Here is a 16,802-nt window from a genome sequence, read left to right as displayed (position 1 = left end):
GTGGTCCTTTAGGCTGGGGTGGTCGGGCCGGGATGGGCCGCCAGGAATGTTGCTAGGTCATCAGGAAAAGGCATCGCTGGGGCGCAGCCCGGTTTGGCCACCACAATGGCTGCACAGGCCGAACCGCGCAATACCGCAGCTTGCAAGTCAGCCCCGGCGGCAATGCCGGAAAGCAGACCGGCCATGAAACTATCACCGGCGCCAGTGGGTTTTAGGGCGGTAACGGGGTAGATGCCTGTGCGGATTTCTTGCCCGTCTGCGAAGGTAATCGCGCCATGCTCGCCCATTTTATAGACCACAATCGTGGCGCTCGTCGTGGCCAGATCGCGGGCTTTGGCAAGACCTTTGTCCTTGGCCCCCGCCATAAAGCCGAATTCATCATCATTGCCGATGATCACGTCCGACATGGCGCCAGCGCGCGACAGAACATCGGCCGCAACTTGCGCCGAGGGCCAGCTGTAAGGGCGGTAATCGACGTCAAAGATGATCGGAAGGCCGGCCGCGCGGGCAAGTTCAAATGCGCGAAATGCAGCCGTCCGAGAGGGTTCAGCCGCAAAGACCGTGCCAGCAGTGACCAAGGCCCCGAACTGGCTGTAATCAACAGCCTCAACATCTGCGACCGTCATCTCAAAATCAGCGGCGCCGTTGCGGTAGATCACGGATTGGTGGCCCTGCACTCGGCTTTCGTAAAGCGCGAGCGAATTGCGTGCCTCGCCACCCACTGGGGTCACGTAAGTGGTGTCTATGCCATAGTGATGCAGTTTGTTCACGCAAAACCGCCCCACAGCATCATCCGACACGCGGGTCACAAGGGCAGCCTGGCCACCGAGCTTTACAATCCCCGCTGCAATATTGGCCGACGAGCCGCCCATATCGGCGGTAAACTGGTCGGCGGTTTCCACTGCTGCGCCGGGGGCGGGGAACAGATCCATCCCCACGCGGCCCACGACGACAAAGCGGTTCTTGGCGATGCCTGCGATCACATCCATCACACGCCCTTTCTTTGCTTGGCGCGGGCCGATTCTACCTCGGTATGCTTGGCGGCGACTTTGGGGTTCTGGGTGATATGGGGTGTGCCAACCTCCCACCAAGTGTGGCCTTGGGTCGTCCAGCCATTATAGGCATCGACCTGCATCACGATGACGCTGGTTTTATCGGCTGTTTTGGCACGCTTGAACGCCTCGGCAAATTCGGCGGGGTTTGATACGGTTTCGGCATTGGCCCCCATTGAGGCCGCATGTGCCGCGAAATCGACGGCAAAGGGCGCAGGCACAGTGGGGCAATCGGCGATCAGGTTGTTGAAGCTTTCGTTGCCGGTGTTGTTTTGCAGTTTGTTGATCACGGCAAAGCCACCGTTATCCAGCACGCAGACAATCAGTTTGCGCCCTGTCAACACCGAGGAATAGATGTCCGAGTTCATCAGCAAATAGCTGCCGTCGCCAGTGAAGACGATGGTGTCTTGTTCCGGCTCACGTTCGAATTGTGCAATTCTAGCGCCCCAACCGCCCGCAATCTCGTACCCCATGCAGGAAAATCCAAATTCTACATCGACGGTGCCGATGTCTTTGGTCTGCCAATGCGCGGTGACTTCGGCGGGCAAACCACCTGCGGCGGCGACCACTCGGTCGCGCGGGTCGCAAAGCTCATTCACCACGCGGATCACTTGGGCATAGGAATTCGGGCCATTGCCCGCCTTGGTAATCTCATTGGTGTAACCCACCCATTTCGCGCGCTCGGCCTGCGCAAAACCCACCCAATCGGCGGCGCCTTTGTGCCCGCCCATAGCGGCCGACAATGCCGCAAACCCCAGCTTGGCATCGCCAACAACCGGCAAGGAAAGATGCTTCATCGCATCATGGCGGCCCACGTTCAGGCCAATGATCTGCGCGTCCTTGGCAAAGGCAGTCCACGAACCCGTGGTGAAATCTTGCAATCGCGTGCCGACGGCAAGGATTACATCGGCACGCTCGGCAATCGCGTTGGCGCTGTCGGAGCCTGTCACACCCACCGGCCCGATGTTCAGCGGGTGGTCTTGCAGCATATTCGCGCGGCCGGCGATGGTTTCGACCACGGGGATGTTATGTGCCGTTGCAAACTCTGTCAGTTCAGCCACGGCGCCAGAATATTGAATGCCGCCACCTGCGATAATCATCGGGCGCTTGGCGGATATCAGCAGGGCCACGGCATCTGCGACCTCGGCCACATCTGGGGCTTGGCGGCGGATACGGTGCACCCGCTTGGCAAAGAAACCGGTGGGGTAATCAAAGGTCCAGCCCTGGACATCCTGCGGCAGGCCGATAAAGGCAGGCCCGCAATCGGTAGGGTCGAGCATGGTCGCAAGTGCCGCAGGCAAGGATTGCAAGATCTGCGCCGGGTGGGTGATGCGATCCCAGAACCGCGTCACGGGTTTGAACGCGTCATTCACGCCAAGCGACGGATTGCCGAAATGTTCCAGCTGTTGCAGCACCGGGTCGGGCAGGCGGGTGACATAGGTGTCACCGCAGAGCATCAGCATCGGCAAGCGGTTGGCATGGGCCAGTGCCGCACTTGTCAGCAGGTTGGCGGTGCCGGGCCCTGCGCTGGCGGTACAAAACATAAAGCGCTGGCGCAGCCATTGCTTGGAATAGGCGGCGGCGGCAAAACCCATGCTTTGTTCATTCTGGCCACGGTACAGCGGCAACGTGTCGCGCGCATCATACAGCGCCTCGCCCAGGCAGGTCACATTCCCGTGGCCGAAAATACCAAACCCGCCACCGCAGAGCCGCCATTCGTGACCATCGATCTGAATAAACTGGTTTTCCAGATATTTGATGATGGCTTGTGCCACGGTCAATTTAAGGGTGGTGTCTGGCATGGTTTTTGACTTTCGGTGGTGTGTGGCAACAATGACGCTTGCGCGACTCTTAATCCAAGGATACTAATTTTGCAACCGGTTGCAAATCATATTTGCGATGAAGCTTCAGATCGGCACTTGGGAGGGCAGTATGGCAGATATTGGAATAGGAGTCATTGGCGGTGGCTATATGGGTAAGGCCCATGCCGTCGCAATGTCGGCGGTGGGCGCAGTGTTCAACACAGGCCTGCGCCCAAAGCTGGAAATGGTCTGCGCCAATTCAGATGCCAGTGCAGAACGCTACCGTGTGGCCTTTGGCTTTGCTCGCGCAACAGCCGATTGGCGGGTGCTGGTGAATGACCCAAAGGTTGAGGCGATTGTGATTGCCTCGCCGCAGGAAACCCATCGTGAGATTGCTTTGGCAGCCTTTGCGCTGAACAAACCTGTGTTTTGTGAAAAGCCACTGGGCGCGTCGATTGAGGATAGCCGCGCGATGGTTGCGGCCTCGGCTGGCCAGATTTCTATGGTGGGGTTTAACTATATCCGCACCCCTGCCAGCCAGTTTGCGCGCAAATTGGTGGCCGATGGCGCGATTGGCGATGTGACGTGGTTTCGCGGTGAACATACCGAAGATTTCATGGCCGACCCGAATGCGCCCGCCACATGGCGCACGCTGGATGATGCCAATGGCACGATGGGCGATCTGGCCCCGCATATGATTAACGCCGCCTTGGCGCTGATCGGGCCGGTTGCCAGCCTGATCGCCGAGGTGGAAACCGTCCACGCCACCCGCCCCGGTGGTAAAGTGACCAATGATGACCACGCGCAAATGATGTGTCGCTTTGCCAATGGCGCGATGGGGCAGATGTATTTCAGCCGTATCAGCCATGGCCGGAAAATGGGCTATGCCTATGAAATCACCGGCACAAAAGGCGCGATCAAGTTTGATCAAGAGGATCAGAATGCGATCTGGCTGTATAGCATGGATGAACCCGAAGCCACGCGCGGCTTTCGCAAAATCCTGACCGGCCCTGCGCATCCCGATTACCTGCCGTTTTGCCAAGGCCCCGGCCATGGCACCGGCTATCAAGACCAAATTATCATCGAGGCGCGGGATTTTCTGCGCGCGATTGAAACCAAAACTCCCGTCTGGCCGACGTTTCAAGATGGCCTTGACGTGACCCAAGTTGTGACCGCGGCGCTTGCCTCGTCCCGTGCGAAAGCATGGGTCGATGTTGCCGCCTATTGATTTTGCGAAAGGCACTGAAATGACAATCAAAATCGGAAATGCGCCCTGCTCTTGGGGTATCGAATTTGCCAGCGACCCATCCTATCCGACATGGCAGTCGGTGTTGGACCAATGCGCAGGCGCAGGGTACAAAGGCATCGAGCTTGGCCCTATCGGCTATATGCCCGAAGATCCGGCCATTCTGGCCCCTGCTTTGGCCGAACGTGATCTGGAAATCATCGGCGGCGTGGTGTTTCGCCCGTTCCATGATGCGGCAAAATGGGATGAGGTGATGGACGCATCCGTGCGCACCTGCAAGGCGCTGGTGGCGCATGGCGCGCAGCATCTGGTGCTGATCGACTCTATCTCGCCCCGCCGTGCGCCCACCGCTGGCCGCGCGACCGAGGCCGAGCAGATGGATAAGGTTGAATGGACCGCGTTTCGTGACCGCATTGCCACGATCGCCAAGCTGGGTGCCGAGGAATATGGCCTGACCGTGGGCATTCACGCCCATGCCGCAGGCTTTATGGACTTTGAGCTAGAGCTGGAGCGTTTGCTGGATGAGGTGGACGAAAAGATTCTGAAAATCTGCTTTGATACTGGCCACCACTCCTATGCGGGTTTTGATCCGGTGGCATTTATGGACCACCATATCAACCGCATTTCCTACATGCATTTCAAAGACATCGACCCTGTGGTCAAAGCCGATGTCGTCGCCAACCGCACCGATTTCTACAAGGCTTGCGGGCAGGGGATTTTCTGCAACCTTGGCAAAGGTGACGTTGATTTCCCCGCCGTGCGTCAGCGTTTGCTGGATGCAGGGTTTTCGGGCTGGTGCACGGTTGAACAAGACTGCGACCCGTCCAAGCCCGGCACCCCGATGGAAGACGCCCGCGCGAACCGCGAATACCTGCAATCTATTGGTTTCTAAGGAGATACGATCATGGCAAAACTGAAATGGGGCATGATTGGTGGCGGAGAAGGCAGCCAAATCGGGCCGGCACACCGCCTTGGCGCATTGGCTGACGGGCATTTTGAATTTGCGGCAGGGGCGTTGGATCACCGCGCAGCTGAAGGCCGCGAATATGCCCAGCGTCTGGGCATTGCCGCCGACCGTGCCTATGGCGATTGGCAGGAAATGCTGGCAGGCGAAAAGGGCCGCGCCGACCGCTGCGATCTGGTCACGGTTGCCACGCCAAACGCCACGCATTTTGAAATCACCAAGGCTTTCCTTGAGGCCGGTTTCAACGTGCTGTGCGAAAAGCCGATGACAATGACAGTCGAGCAAGGCGAAGAAATCGTAAAAGTGGCGAAGGCCACGGGCAAGATCTGCGCCGTAAACTACTGCTATTCGGCCTATCCGATGGTGCGGCAAGCCCGTGCCATGGTGCGGGCGGGCGAGTTGGGCAAGATCCGCCTTGTGGTCACCAACTTTAGCCACGGCCACCACGGCGACGCGACCAATGCCGACAACCCGCGCGTGCGCTGGCGCTATGATCCGGCGATGGCAGGTGTGTCGGGACAGTTTGCCGATTGCGGTATCCACGCGCTGCATATGGCCAGCTTTATCTGCGACGATCAGGTTGAAAAACTGTCGGCCGATTTCGCCTCGACCATTTCCAGCCGCGTGTTGGAAGATGACGCGATGGTCAACTTCCGCATGGCAGGCGGCACTGTGGGGCGTCTTTGGACGTCTTCTGTCGCAATCGGGCGGCAGCACGGGTTTGATATTCAGGTCTTTGGCGAAACCGGTGGTTTGCGCTGGGCATCTGAACAGCCAAACCAGCTGATCTATACGCCCGTAAACGGTCGCACGCAGATCATTGAAAAGGGTGAGGGCGGTCTGCATGCCGATGCACAGCGCCTTAGCCGCGTGTCGATTGCCCACCCCGAAGGCTTCCCGCTGGCGGTGGCAAACATCTACTGCGATTTGGCCGATGCCATTCGCGGTGAGGTGCGGGACGGCCTGCCAACTGCGCCGGATGGGCTGCGGTCAATGGTGGCGGTGCATACGGCTGTGGCCTCGGCTAAGAAACATGGCGAGTGGATGGATGCGCGCCCACCGATGTTTCGCTAAACTGTGGGGCGGGGCCGCAATGTGCCCCGCTCGATCACCCGACACGGAAATAGCCGTGCCTCGGGGTAGCGGTCCGGCTCGGCCAACAGCCGGACCATCAATTCAACCGAAGCTTTGACAATCGGCTTGATCGGTTGCTGGATGGTGGTCAGGTTGATGTTCTGCCAGCCCGCCATTTCCATGTCATTCAGGCCAATGATCCCAATATCTTCTGGCACATTTAGCCCCGCATCGGAAACCGCACTAAGTGCACCGATAGAGAGAACGTCATCGCCGCAAAAATACGCCTCGGCAGGGCCAAGTTTTAGCAAGCGCTGCATTTCGGCGCGGCCCGCGTTAAAGGAATATGCCTCGGCAAAGCTGTGGTGAACCTGAATGGTAGGGTGCAGGCTCAGTTCTTCGGCAAAGCCTTTCAGGCGGTCAATCGTTGATGTCGCCGCCTGCGGTCCGCCCAAAAACGCGACCCGGTGATACCCGCGCAGGACCAATTCCCGCGCAGCCATCCGCCCGGCCTCGACGTTATCAATGCCGACCACATGCACATCCGGGTCGCTGGTATAGCGACCAAACGTATGAACAACAGGCAAGCCTTGTTCGCGAAATGCCTTGGAAAACACCGGCGGCAAGGTGGATGAAGCCACGATCGCGCCATCGACAGAATATTGCTGCAACATTTGCAGAGACTTTCCCGGCGCGGTCTCATCGCTCAGGTTCACCAACAAGGGGCGCAGGCCGCTATCTTGCAAGCCGCGAGTGAACAGATCGAACACTTGCAAAAAGATAGGGTTGTGAAAGTTGTTGCTGACCAGCCCGATCAACTGCGTGCGCCGCGTGGTCAGGCTGCGGGCCAGAAAGTTCGGGCTATAGCCCAGCTCGGCCGCCGCTGCCTCGACCTTTTGGCGCATCCTTTTTGAGACTGAGGCCCCATCGGTAAAGGTTCGGGAAACGGCCGAGGTTGAGACACCCGCCTTGATCGCCACATCTTTTAACGTTGCCGCCATTGCCAAGCCCTTTGTGATGCGCCAAGGGCGTCATTTCGACCCTACAAGACCATTTTCGCCAGTGCCTTGCAAGCGGTGGCAAAGCCGATTATGGCGTGGCTTTCCGCAAGCCGGTTCAGTTTTTTGGCCCAATTCTGCAAGGCCTTGGTGCAAATCACTTGAGATCGCGGCGTGCAGGTCATCAATTCTGACTTGTCCACAGAAGAATTGCCAAAAAATCCTTTACAGGGTTTCGTTCTTCCAACACTATATCTAGTAAGAGGCCTGTTGGCGAAACGCTGGTTATTGCCAAACACCCATCTTCTTGTGGCCGCCATTCCTGTCATGGGCACGGCTGCACGGGGTATTAAGAATACGAGGCTGAGCATGGCATTTGCAGAAGATTATATGGCCGAGGATGTCCACCCGATCGACATCGTCGAAACACTGGCCGAGCACCATGCGTGGGAGTTTGATCGCGTAACTGATGACCAGATCGCGATGGCGGTTGAGGGGCAGTGGCGCACCTATTCACTAACGCTGGCATGGTCGGCGCAGGATGAAACCTTGCGCCTGATCTGCACGTTTGAAATGGAGCCCCCCGAAGGCCGCGTCCCCGAGCTGTATGATGTGATGAACCGCTGCAATGACATGGTCTGGACAGGCGCGTTCACATGGTGGGGCGACCAAAAGCTGATGGTCTGGCGCTATGGCTTGTGCCTAGCCGGTGGCCAAGTGGCCGGCCCCGACCAGATCGACCGCCTGATTTCCAGCGCCGTGATGGCCGCCGAACGCTTCTACCCCGCGTTCCAACTGGTTACATGGGCCGACCACACCCCCGAAGCCGCGATGAAAGTCGCAATTGCCGAGGCTTATGGCCGGGCCTAAGGGCATGCAGCGGGCCAAGACATGCCGAAAACATGCAAAAACGGCTTTGGTTTTTGAATGGGGTTATTGGTGACGGAAGGCGGGGCTTTTTGCGCTGCGCCAAAAAAGAGCGTTTTGGGGCGTTTCCGAATGAAGGCCGGACTTTACTGACGTTCAGATCAAGTGCTTTTCGAACGAGTGGGTTGCCAACGGGCTCTCGGTAAATCACCCTGTCTACCAGAAACAGATATTTGGGAAGCGCCGTTGATTTACCATCCTGATCCAACTGGTTTTATCATAAATTCTGGAGAATACGGCGCACTAGGCAAGACATTAATTGCGCTTTCAAATCTTGAGTTCGCTCACGATGATTTCGTATTTAAAATGCACGAAACGGATCGTGATTTATCTTTCAATCTTTCCAAACGGTTTCCAAGACATTTCAAGGAAAAAACGGATTTCCTTATCAACGCTGTGGCTAACGTCCCGAAGCTAAGGCAATTTCCAATTTTCCAGACCGGAGAGCTCAACCTTTTATGGCTTCAGTACCAGTTAGACGAACTTTACGAAGTAAGGTCTATAGTTGCTCATGGATCAATGTGTTTTTCTGAATCCACGCCTGATCGCATCACATGGACTTTTGAACGATTTGTAAAAAAAGAAAAAATGACTTGGACCCGCGAGGCTGTGAAGATTTCAGATGGATATCTTGCCAGTGTTCACTACACCGCTTCAGTCATAAAGCGCTATTTGGTACTTCTGATACAATGTCTCGCAGGTAATTCATGTTGGGAAGGGAACTACCAAGAAGACAAGGAAATCAGGAAAAACCGTAAGTTTATTGCAGAATTAAAAGCCACTGGTATTGTCGTTGAAGGCAATGGGTGGCTCGATGCGTTTCCACCACTAGGGCCTGTAGAGTAATTGCCACCGATGTTGCGGAGAAACAGCCGCTGATATCCCTGATGAGTAACGCCCGACGCATGCCACAAGGACGTCTGCCAAGCGATTTTGCAATCTTTGATACCCGCGCATTGCTGTAGCCATTCTTCGCATCCGCACGACGTTCCAAAAACCACCCCTTTGGGGAACGGATTTGTGCATCCAATCCCGCCCCCTTAAACCCGCACCACCCGCTTGCCAAAGCTTCGCCCCTCCAGCAGGCCGTAAAGCCCTTCGGCGGCGTTTTCCAAGCCGTCGATCACCTCTTCGGTATAGTGCATCTCGCCTGCGTCCAGCCACGCGGTCATGTCGCGCACAAACTCGGCATAGAGGCTGCGGGGAAAGCTGTCGAAGATGATGAAACCTTGGATCTTTACCTTCATCCGCAGAATTGTGCCCATGATTACCGGCCCCATATCGGGGCCTTCGGGCAGGCCGGGCAGGTTGTACCACGACACGACGCCGCAGACGGGCATACGCGCAAAGGCGTTCAGCAAAGGCAGAACAGCATAAAGCACCTTGCCGCCCACGTTTTCAAAATACACATCAATCCCGTCGGGGCAGGCGGCGCGCAGCTGCTCGGCAAAATCGGGGGCTTTGTGGTCGATGCAGGCGTCAAAGCCCAGCACATCCACCACATGCGCGCATTTTTCCGCGCCGCCCGCAATGCCCACCACGCGGCAGCCTTTCAGCCGCGCAATCTGCCCTACGGTCGCACCAACTGGCCCCGAGGCGGCAGCCACAACCACCGTTTCCCCCGGCTTAGGCTCGCCAATTTTCAGCAGGCCCGCATAGGCGGTATAGCCCGGCATCCCCATGATCCCCAGCGACCACGATGGCCGCGCGGGTGAAGGCCCAAGGTTCAGCACCTCGACCCCATCCGACAATGCGTAATCCTGCCAACCACTGCCTGCCAAAACGAAATCACCTGGCGCAAAGGCATCAAGGTTTGACAGCACCACCCCGGCCACCACTTGTCCCGTCATTACGCCGCCGATCGCGACCGGCGCGGCATAGGATTTCGCATCGTTCATCCGTCCGCGCATATAGGGATCAAGCGACAAAAACACGGACCTTAACAGCATTTGCCCCGGCCCGGGTGTCGGAATGGCCGCTTCCTCTAGCCGCAGGGTATTGGCATCCGGCGCGCCCTTTGGGCGTTGGGCAAGTACGACGCGGCGGTTGATCTGGTCATTTTGCGGCATGGGGCGTCCTTTGGCATTATGTATTTGGCCCAGCTTAGGCGGTTTTTGCGGTGGGATACAGGGGGGGCAAGCAATCGCCGCCGTGCAAAAGAAAGTGATTCAGCTTTTTGATTTTACACGCTAACCTCGGACAAAATCGCAGGGGGTCTTATGAATTTGGATGAAATCAACGCGCGCGGGCTGGTGCTGCTGGGCTGCGGCAAAATGGGCTCGGCAATGCTGCAAGGCTGGCTGGAAACGGGAATATCCGCACAAAGTGTTTGGGTGAGTGACCCGTATCCAAGCGACTGGCTAAAGGCGCAGGGGGTTAATCTGAACGTGGCCCTGCCCGCCAGCCCCGCGATTGTTCTGGTCGCGGTTAAGCCGCAAATGATGGCCGAGGCATTGCCCTCGCTAAAGGCATTCGGCAATGGCAGCACGCTGTTTGTATCGGTGGCGGCGGGCACGCCGATCAGCTTTTATGAGCAAGTTTTGGGCGCGCAAACGCCAGTTGTTCGCGCTATGCCCAACACCCCCGCCGCCGTGTCGCGCGGGATCACCGCCACCTGTGGCAACGCGGCCGCGACCGAGGCGCATATGCAACTGGCCGAGGCCTTGCTGGGCGCGGTCGGGCAGGTGGTGCGGCTGGAAGGCGAGCATCAGATGGATGCGGTCACCGGCCTTTCCGGCTCTGGCCCCGCCTATGTGTTCCACATGATTGAGGCAATGGCGCAGGCAGGCGAGACCGTGGGCCTTGCCCCCGATCTGGCGATGAAACTGGCAAGGGCCACCGTCTGCGGCGCGGGTGAGCTGGCCCATCAAGCCCCTGAAACGGCAGCACAATTGCGCGTCAATGTCACCTCGCCGAACGGCACAACCGCGGCAGGGCTGGCCGTGCTGATGGCCGAATTGCCCGACCTGATGACCCGCACAGTCACCGCAGCGTGTGACCGCAGCAAGGAGTTGGGCAAATGATCAGCTATGATGATTTTGCGGCCGTCGATATTCGCGTTGGTATCATTACCCGCGCCGAACCTTTCCCCGAGGCGCGCAAACCCGCCTATAAGCTTTGGGTCGATTTCGGCGGTGATCTTGGCGAAAAACGTTCCTCGGCGCAAATCACCGCGCATTACACCCCCGAAACCTTGGTCGGGCGGCAAGTGTTGGCTGTTGTCAATTTTCCACCGCGCCAGATCGGCAAAGTCATGTCCGAGGTGCTGGTGCTGGGCGTGCCTGATGCGGCCGGCGAAGTTGTCCTGATCGGCCCCGGCCATGATGTCCCGCTAGGAGGAAAACTGTTTTGAAACCCGAAGTCTACATCACGCGCCCATTGCCCGACAAAGTGATTGCCGAGGCGATCCGCCATTTCTCGCTGACCATCCGCGAAGATACCACACCAATGTCACCGCAAGCCTGCATTGACTGCCTGCACCAGTATGACGCCGTGCTGCCCACGCTGGGTGACCCTTTTACGGCTGAGGTCTTTGCCCAAAGCCACGGCGCGCGTTGCCGTTTGCTGGCCAATTTCGGCGTCGGCTATAACCATATCGACGTTGCGGCCGCCAAAACGGCGGGTATCCACGTCACCAATACCCCCGGTGCCGTCACCGATGCCACCGCCGATATCGCCCTGACATTGATGCTGATGACTGCCCGTCGTGCAGGTGAAGGCGAACGGATGGTCCGTGCAGGCGAATGGCAAGGCTGGCACCCGACACAACTGCTCGGCACACATATGACCGGAAAAGCCCTTGGCATCATCGGCATGGGCCGCATCGGCAAGGCAATCGCAAAACGCGCGCATTTCGGTTTTGACATGCCAGTGCGCTTCTTTAACCGCTCACCGGTCCTCAACCCGGGTGTGCCGACCGAGCAGGTTGATTTTACGCAGGCCCTTGATGCCGATTTCGTGGTCATCGCGGTGCCCGGTGGTACAGATACGCACCATCTGATCGATTCTGCAGCTCTGGCAAAAATGCAGCCGCATGCAATCCTGATTAACATTGCGCGCGGCAATATTGTCGATGAAAATGCGCTGGTTGCAGCTTTGCAAAATGGCCAGATCGCGGGCGCTGGCCTCGATGTCTATGAACATGAACCATCAGTCTCCGCCGCTATGATTGCCATGGAAAACGTAACCCTGCTGCCGCATCTCGGCACCGCCGCCCTCGCGGTGCGCGAAGAGATGGGGCTGATGGCCGTCGCCAATCTGCATGCCTTTTTCGAAGGCAAGCCCTTGCCAAATCTCGTCTAACTCAAGTCTTTCTGTTCGGCCCAAATATCCTCGCCGAAGGCACCGACCTTTGGGCCGAACTGTCATGACAGGATATTGCGCCCCCGCCGCGATTGGGGGTTCAATGCCCCCGATCGCGGCGCGCCCCCTGCATGGGGGCCGCCCATCGCTCTGGCGATGCTGCTTTTCAGGCCACCTTCTTCTGCGGCGCAAAGCGGCTGTAAAAGCCGTCGCCCTTGGCCGCCATGTCGCGCAGCAGGGCAGGGGCCTTGAAACGGCTACCAAACTCGGCCGTCAGCGTATCACAAATCTCGACTGCGCGGGGCGCGCCGATCATATCCAACCAAGACAGCGGCCCCCCTGACCAAGGCGCAAAGCCCCAGCCCAGAATGGCCCCAACATCGCCTTCGCGGATGTCCATAAGCACGCCATCCTCCAGCGCGCGCACCGCTTCCAGTACTTGCGCCATCAACAGGCGGTGCTGCACCTGCGCCAACTCTGGCTGGTCCTTCGCCACGGGATAGGCGGTTTCCAAGCCGTCCCAAAGCCCTGTGCGTTTGCCTTTATCATCATAGCTATAGAAACCAGCATTCGATTTCTTGCCCAAACGCCCTTGGTCGGCCATCGCAAACAACACGGCATCCACAGCGCCATCGGGATAGGCATCGCCCATCGCAAGACGTGTTGCTTTGGCAATCTTTACACCCAAATCGATCGAGGTTTCATCAACCAGTTGCAACGGCCCCAACGGCATCCCCACAAGTTTTGCAGCGTTTTCAATCAACACCGGCTCAACCCCTTCGGCAACCATGCGGATGCCTTCGTTGATGTAGGGGATGATGCAACGGTTGGCGTAAAAGAAGCGCGCATCATTAACCACAATCGGCGTCTTGCGAATTGCCCGAATGAAATCAAGCGCTTTGGCAACAGCGCGGTCACCCGTGGCCTTGCCGCGAATAACTTCAACCAGCAGCATTTTATCAACCGGTGAGAAAAAATGGATGCCGATAAACTGCTCGGGCCGCGTGCTGGCATGGGCCAGATCGGTGATCGGCAGGGTCGAGGTATTGGTCGCGAAAATGCAGTCGGGGCCAACGACCGCCTCGACCTTTTTCGTCACCTCGGCTTTGACACCCATATCCTCAAATACCGCCTCGACAATCAGATCACAGCCAGCAAGGGCTGCATAGTCAGTGGTGGCGGTGATACGGGCAAGCACTTCGGCCTTTTTCTCTTCTGTCACCTTTTTGCGGCTGATGCCCTTGTCCAGAATGCCCGCCGAATAGGCCTTGCCGTGGTCAGCAGCCTCTTGCTTTGCGTCAATCAGCACCACTTCAATGCCCGCATTGGCCGAGACATAGGCAATGCCCGCTCCCATCATACCTGCGCCAATAACGCCAAGTTTTTTAACGGTTTGGTCGGGCAGCGCTGGCCGCACAGCGCCTTTTTCCAGCGCCTCTTTGTTGATGAACAGGCTGCGGATCATAGCGCTGGACGACGGGTTCATCAGCACCGAGGTAAACCACCGCGCCTCGATCTTCAGCGCAGTGTCAAACGGCACCATCGCGCCCTCATACACCGCTGAAAGCAACGCCTTGGCGGCAGGGTAGACCCCCATCGTCTTGCTGTGCACCATTGCCGAGGCGCCGACAAAGGTCATGAAACCCGCTGGATGATAGGGCGCGCCACCTGGCATTTTATAGCCTTTGGCATCCCACGGCTTTACAATATCGGCATCCTTGGCGCCCAGCACCCATTCCTTGGCGCGGGCCAGCAGATCTTCGGGGGCGACCACCTCATCGATAATGCCTGCGTTTTGGGCCGCTTTCGGGTCTGACAGCTTGCCTTCCAGCAGGAATGGTGCCGCCATCATCGCGCCCATCTTGCGCACAAGCCGCGTTGTGCCACCAGCCCCTGGAAAAATGCCGACCATGATTTCGGGCAGGCCGATTTTGGCCTTTGGGTTATCGGCGGCAATGATGCGGTGGCAGGCCAAAGGAATTTCCAACCCGATCCCCAGCGCAGTGCCGGGCAGCGCGGCGACAATCGGTTTACCACCTTTCAGGGTTTTCGGGTCCATGCCTGCGCGTTCGATCTTGCGCAAAATGGCATGCATACCCATCACGCCGTCAAATACCGATTTCGCAGGGTTCTCGCCGCCATCTTCTTTCATTTTGGCGATGACGTTCAAATCCATCCCACCTGCAAAATCCTTTTTTGCACTGGTGATGATGATGCCTTTTACAGCGCCATCCGCCAGCGCGTCATCGACAAAGCCGTTCAACAGCAAGAATGCCTCTTGCGACATCACGTTCATTGATTTGCCGACGGTGTCCCAAGTGATGGTCGCCACGCCGTCCGCGTCCAGGGCATAGGTAAAGTCGCTCATGTGATTGGTCCTTTTATTAGTGAATTGTCTGTGGCGCCGGGCACAAAATCGGGGCGGCGCAAATATGCGAGCACATTGGTGATCAAGGCGGCGCGTGGGGCGCTGTCAGGACTGCATTTCCGCCAAACTGCGTTCATCGACGCCTTTGGCATTGCGGGGCTGGCCGGATCACCCAGCGCAGCATGCGCAAAGGGGCCAAGGCCACCACCCAGGATCGGGTGCGCATAGGCAGTCTCAAGGGTTAGGGGCGACACAATCACTTTTGGCATGTGCAAAAACTCTGTGGCCAGATGGGGGTTGGTCGGGTCATTTCGGGCCCGTCCAATCCGTGCCATCCTTGTGGGTAAACCGCGCAGTGCCTTTGTCGAGGTGGACCACCATGTCAACATCGCTATAGGTCGCCACCTCATGCCGTGCCTTGGTGCCGACAACCAAGAACCTTGCCTCGGTGCCGGTGTGGTTGATGAAATGATGCCCATCGGTACTGCCCGCTGGGAATGCCGCGCAATCACCTGCAACCATCACCGTTTCGCCCGCATCCTGCACCAGCGTACAGGCGCCCATAGTGACCATCACGAACTCATCTTCGTGTTGGTGCCAGTGACGCAGGCTTGATTTCGCCCCCGGCGCCAAAATCACCAGATTGGCGCCGAATTGCGTTAAGCCGCCTGCATCGCCCAAACGCAGGCTGGATCGCCCTGCCATTTCACTGGCATAGGGTTCGGGATAGATCGAACCGGTTTTGACCGGCACTTTGGACAGATCAAGTTTTGGCATCTTGATGCCCCCCTCTGGCGTTAAACCCGTTCGATAATCGTGGCCGCGCCCATGCCTGACGCGATGCAAAGGGTGGCAAGGCCGACCTCTTTGTCGCTCCGCTCCAGCTCATCCAGCAGCGTGCCAATGATGATCGCGCCGGTGGCCCCCAGCGGGTGGCCCATGGCAATAGAGCCGCCATTGACGTTGACCAAACCCGGATCGACATTGAACGCCTGTTGGAACCGCAACACGACCGAAGCAAAGGCTTCGTTCACTTCAAACAAATCGATGTCTGAAATGGTCATCCCATGATCGGCAAGAATTTTTTGGGTCACAGGTACGGGGCCGGTTAGCATGATCGTCGGGTCCGTGCCGATTTTTGCCGTGGCCCGAATGCGCGCACGGGGCTTAAGCCCGAAACGCTCGCCGAATTCCTTGTTGCCAATCAACACAGCCGCCGCGCCATCGACGATGCCGCTGGAATTACCCGCGTGGTGGATATGGTTGATCTGTGCCAGATGCGGGTATTTCATCATCGCGATTTTGTCGAAACCAGGCATCACCTCGCCCATATCCTTGAACGCAGGCTTTAGCCCGCCAAGGCTTTGCATATCTGTACCGGGGCGCATGTACTCGTCACGGTCCAGAATGGTCAGGCCGTTCTGGTCCTTGATCTCAATCACCGATTTGGCAAAGCGGTTTTCGGCCCAGGCCTTTGCGGCGCGCCGCTGGCTTTCTACTGCCAGCGCATCGGCCATGTCGCGGGTAAAGCCGTATTCTGTAGCGATAATATCAGCCGAAATACCCTGCGGCACGAAATAAGTTTTCATCGCAAGGCTAGGGTCTACGGCAATCGCAGCCCCATCACTGCCCATTGCCACGCGGCCCATCATTTCTACGCCGCCGGCGATATACCCCATGCCGGCACCCCCGCGAATTTGGTTGGCGGCAAGATTCACCGCCTCCATCCCGCTGGCGCAAAACCGGTTGATCGCAAGGCCGGGGATGCTTTCATCCAGATCCGACGCCAGAACGGCCGACCGCGCCAGGCAGCCGCCCTGTTCGCCCACTTGGGTCACATTGCCCCAGATCACGTCTTCAACCGCGTGGCCATCGAGCCCGTTGCGCATTTTTACTGCGTTCAGAACCTTGGCCGATAGCGCGACCGAGGTCACTTCGTGCAGGCTCCCGTCGGCGCGGCCCTTGCCACGGGGTGAACGGACGGCGTCATAGATATAGGCTTCGGTCATTTGGGTCTCTCCGGGTCGTTGAATATTTGGGCCGAATTTGTTTGGGGGCCGCAGCAGTTT

The 16,802-nt window shown here is 57.9% G+C and carries 16 protein-coding genes; 8 read left to right on the top strand and 8 right to left on the bottom strand.

What is annotated here, in order from left to right:
- Positions 1 to 8: 8 nt before the first annotated feature.
- Positions 9 to 989, bottom strand: a complete 981-nt coding sequence (gene iolC, locus AKU79_RS07265; protein WP_050522924.1) for a 5-dehydro-2-deoxygluconokinase — start codon at positions 987 to 989, stop codon at positions 9 to 11.
- A complete protein-coding gene (gene iolD / locus AKU79_RS07260) occupies positions 989 to 2,854 on the bottom strand; it encodes a 3D-(3,5/4)-trihydroxycyclohexane-1,2-dione acylhydrolase (decyclizing) (RefSeq protein WP_050522923.1) in 1,866 nt (621 codons plus the stop codon). Before iolD ends, iolC begins: the two co-directional genes overlap by 1 nt.
- A gap of 130 nt (positions 2,855 to 2,984) precedes the next feature.
- Between iolD and AKU79_RS07255 the strand changes: the two genes are divergently transcribed.
- From AKU79_RS07255 to AKU79_RS07245, 3 genes are read left to right on the top strand one after another with little or no spacing between them, the layout of a single operon-like run.
- Positions 2,985 to 4,082, top strand: coding sequence for a Gfo/Idh/MocA family protein (locus tag AKU79_RS07255; RefSeq protein WP_050523079.1), 1,098 nt, complete (start codon positions 2,985 to 2,987; stop codon positions 4,080 to 4,082).
- A 19-nt stretch (positions 4,083 to 4,101) separates the two neighbouring features.
- Positions 4,102 to 4,992 (top strand): sugar phosphate isomerase/epimerase family protein, encoded by an 891-nt coding sequence (locus tag AKU79_RS07250; RefSeq protein ID WP_050523078.1) that lies wholly within the window; start codon positions 4,102 to 4,104, stop codon positions 4,990 to 4,992.
- A 12-nt stretch (positions 4,993 to 5,004) separates the two neighbouring features.
- Entirely contained in the window at positions 5,005 to 6,138 is a 1,134-nt protein-coding gene (locus AKU79_RS07245) for a Gfo/Idh/MocA family protein (RefSeq protein WP_050522922.1), read from the top strand.
- On the opposite strand, the gene AKU79_RS07240 is transcribed toward AKU79_RS07245, so the two are convergent.
- Positions 6,135 to 7,139 carry a LacI family DNA-binding transcriptional regulator gene (locus AKU79_RS07240; protein WP_050522921.1) on the bottom strand — a complete coding sequence of 335 codons (1,005 nt, stop codon included), beginning with the start codon at positions 7,137 to 7,139 and terminating at the stop codon, positions 6,135 to 6,137. The genes AKU79_RS07245 and AKU79_RS07240 overlap by 4 nt on opposite strands.
- 366 nt (positions 7,140 to 7,505) lie before the next feature.
- On the opposite strand from AKU79_RS07240, the gene AKU79_RS07235 reads away from it, so the two are divergent.
- Together AKU79_RS07235 and AKU79_RS07230 are read left to right on the top strand one after the other, a co-directional pair.
- Positions 7,506 to 8,006, top strand: coding sequence for a type III secretion system chaperone family protein (locus AKU79_RS07235; RefSeq protein ID WP_050522920.1), 501 nt, complete (start codon positions 7,506 to 7,508; stop codon positions 8,004 to 8,006).
- A 177-nt stretch (positions 8,007 to 8,183) separates the two neighbouring features.
- The gene (locus tag AKU79_RS07230) at positions 8,184 to 8,909 is read left to right on the top strand and encodes a hypothetical protein (protein WP_156209543.1); all 726 of its coding nucleotides are present in this window, start codon (positions 8,184 to 8,186) and stop codon (positions 8,907 to 8,909) included.
- Positions 8,910 to 9,103: 194 nt separating this feature from the next.
- Here the strand turns inward: AKU79_RS07230 and AKU79_RS07225 are convergent, their stop codons facing one another.
- Positions 9,104 to 10,132 carry an NADP-dependent oxidoreductase gene (locus AKU79_RS07225; protein WP_050522918.1) on the bottom strand — a complete coding sequence of 343 codons (1,029 nt, stop codon included), beginning with the start codon at positions 10,130 to 10,132 and terminating at the stop codon, positions 9,104 to 9,106.
- Between the two features lie 150 nt (positions 10,133 to 10,282).
- Here AKU79_RS07225 and proC point away from each other — a divergent pair, with 150 nt between their 5' ends.
- Genes proC through AKU79_RS07210 form a run of 3 tightly spaced genes read left to right on the top strand, consistent with a single transcriptional unit; the run spans position 10,283 to position 12,365 of the window.
- On the top strand, positions 10,283 to 11,086 hold the full coding sequence (gene proC / locus AKU79_RS07220) for a pyrroline-5-carboxylate reductase (protein ID WP_050522917.1): 804 nt from the start codon (positions 10,283 to 10,285) through the stop codon (positions 11,084 to 11,086).
- Entirely contained in the window at positions 11,083 to 11,415 is a 333-nt protein-coding gene (locus AKU79_RS07215; protein ID WP_050522916.1) for a tRNA-binding protein, read from the top strand. The genes proC and AKU79_RS07215 overlap by 4 nt, the downstream gene beginning before the upstream one ends.
- Entirely contained in the window at positions 11,412 to 12,365 is a 954-nt protein-coding gene (locus tag AKU79_RS07210) for a 2-hydroxyacid dehydrogenase (protein WP_050522915.1), read from the top strand. The genes AKU79_RS07215 and AKU79_RS07210 overlap by 4 nt, the downstream gene beginning before the upstream one ends.
- A gap of 166 nt (positions 12,366 to 12,531) precedes the next feature.
- Here the strand turns inward: AKU79_RS07210 and AKU79_RS07205 are convergent, their stop codons facing one another.
- The 4 genes from AKU79_RS07205 to AKU79_RS07190 are packed head-to-tail and all read right to left on the bottom strand — an operon-like array spanning position 12,532 to position 16,742.
- On the bottom strand, positions 12,532 to 14,733 hold the full coding sequence (locus tag AKU79_RS07205; RefSeq protein ID WP_050522914.1) for an FAD-dependent oxidoreductase: 2,202 nt from the start codon (positions 14,731 to 14,733) through the stop codon (positions 12,532 to 12,534).
- The gene (locus AKU79_RS07200; protein WP_156209541.1) at positions 14,730 to 15,002 is read right to left on the bottom strand and encodes a hypothetical protein; all 273 of its coding nucleotides are present in this window, start codon (positions 15,000 to 15,002) and stop codon (positions 14,730 to 14,732) included. Before AKU79_RS07200 ends, AKU79_RS07205 begins: the two co-directional genes overlap by 4 nt.
- A 37-nt stretch (positions 15,003 to 15,039) precedes the next feature.
- A complete protein-coding gene (locus AKU79_RS07195; protein WP_050522912.1) occupies positions 15,040 to 15,510 on the bottom strand; it encodes a cupin domain-containing protein in 471 nt (156 codons plus the stop codon).
- Between the two features lie 20 nt (positions 15,511 to 15,530).
- Positions 15,531 to 16,742 (bottom strand): acetyl-CoA C-acetyltransferase, encoded by a 1,212-nt coding sequence (locus tag AKU79_RS07190; protein WP_050523077.1) that lies wholly within the window; start codon positions 16,740 to 16,742, stop codon positions 15,531 to 15,533.
- Between the last annotated feature and the right edge of the window lie 60 nt (positions 16,743 to 16,802).

Origin of the sequence: Pseudorhodobacter wandonensis (assembly GCF_001202035.1) — a bacterium.
Lineage (GTDB): Bacteria > Pseudomonadota > Alphaproteobacteria > Rhodobacterales > Rhodobacteraceae > Pseudorhodobacter > Pseudorhodobacter wandonensis.
Note: the sequence above shows the minus strand (reverse complement) of the source record. Positions and strands in the feature narration are given on the sequence as shown.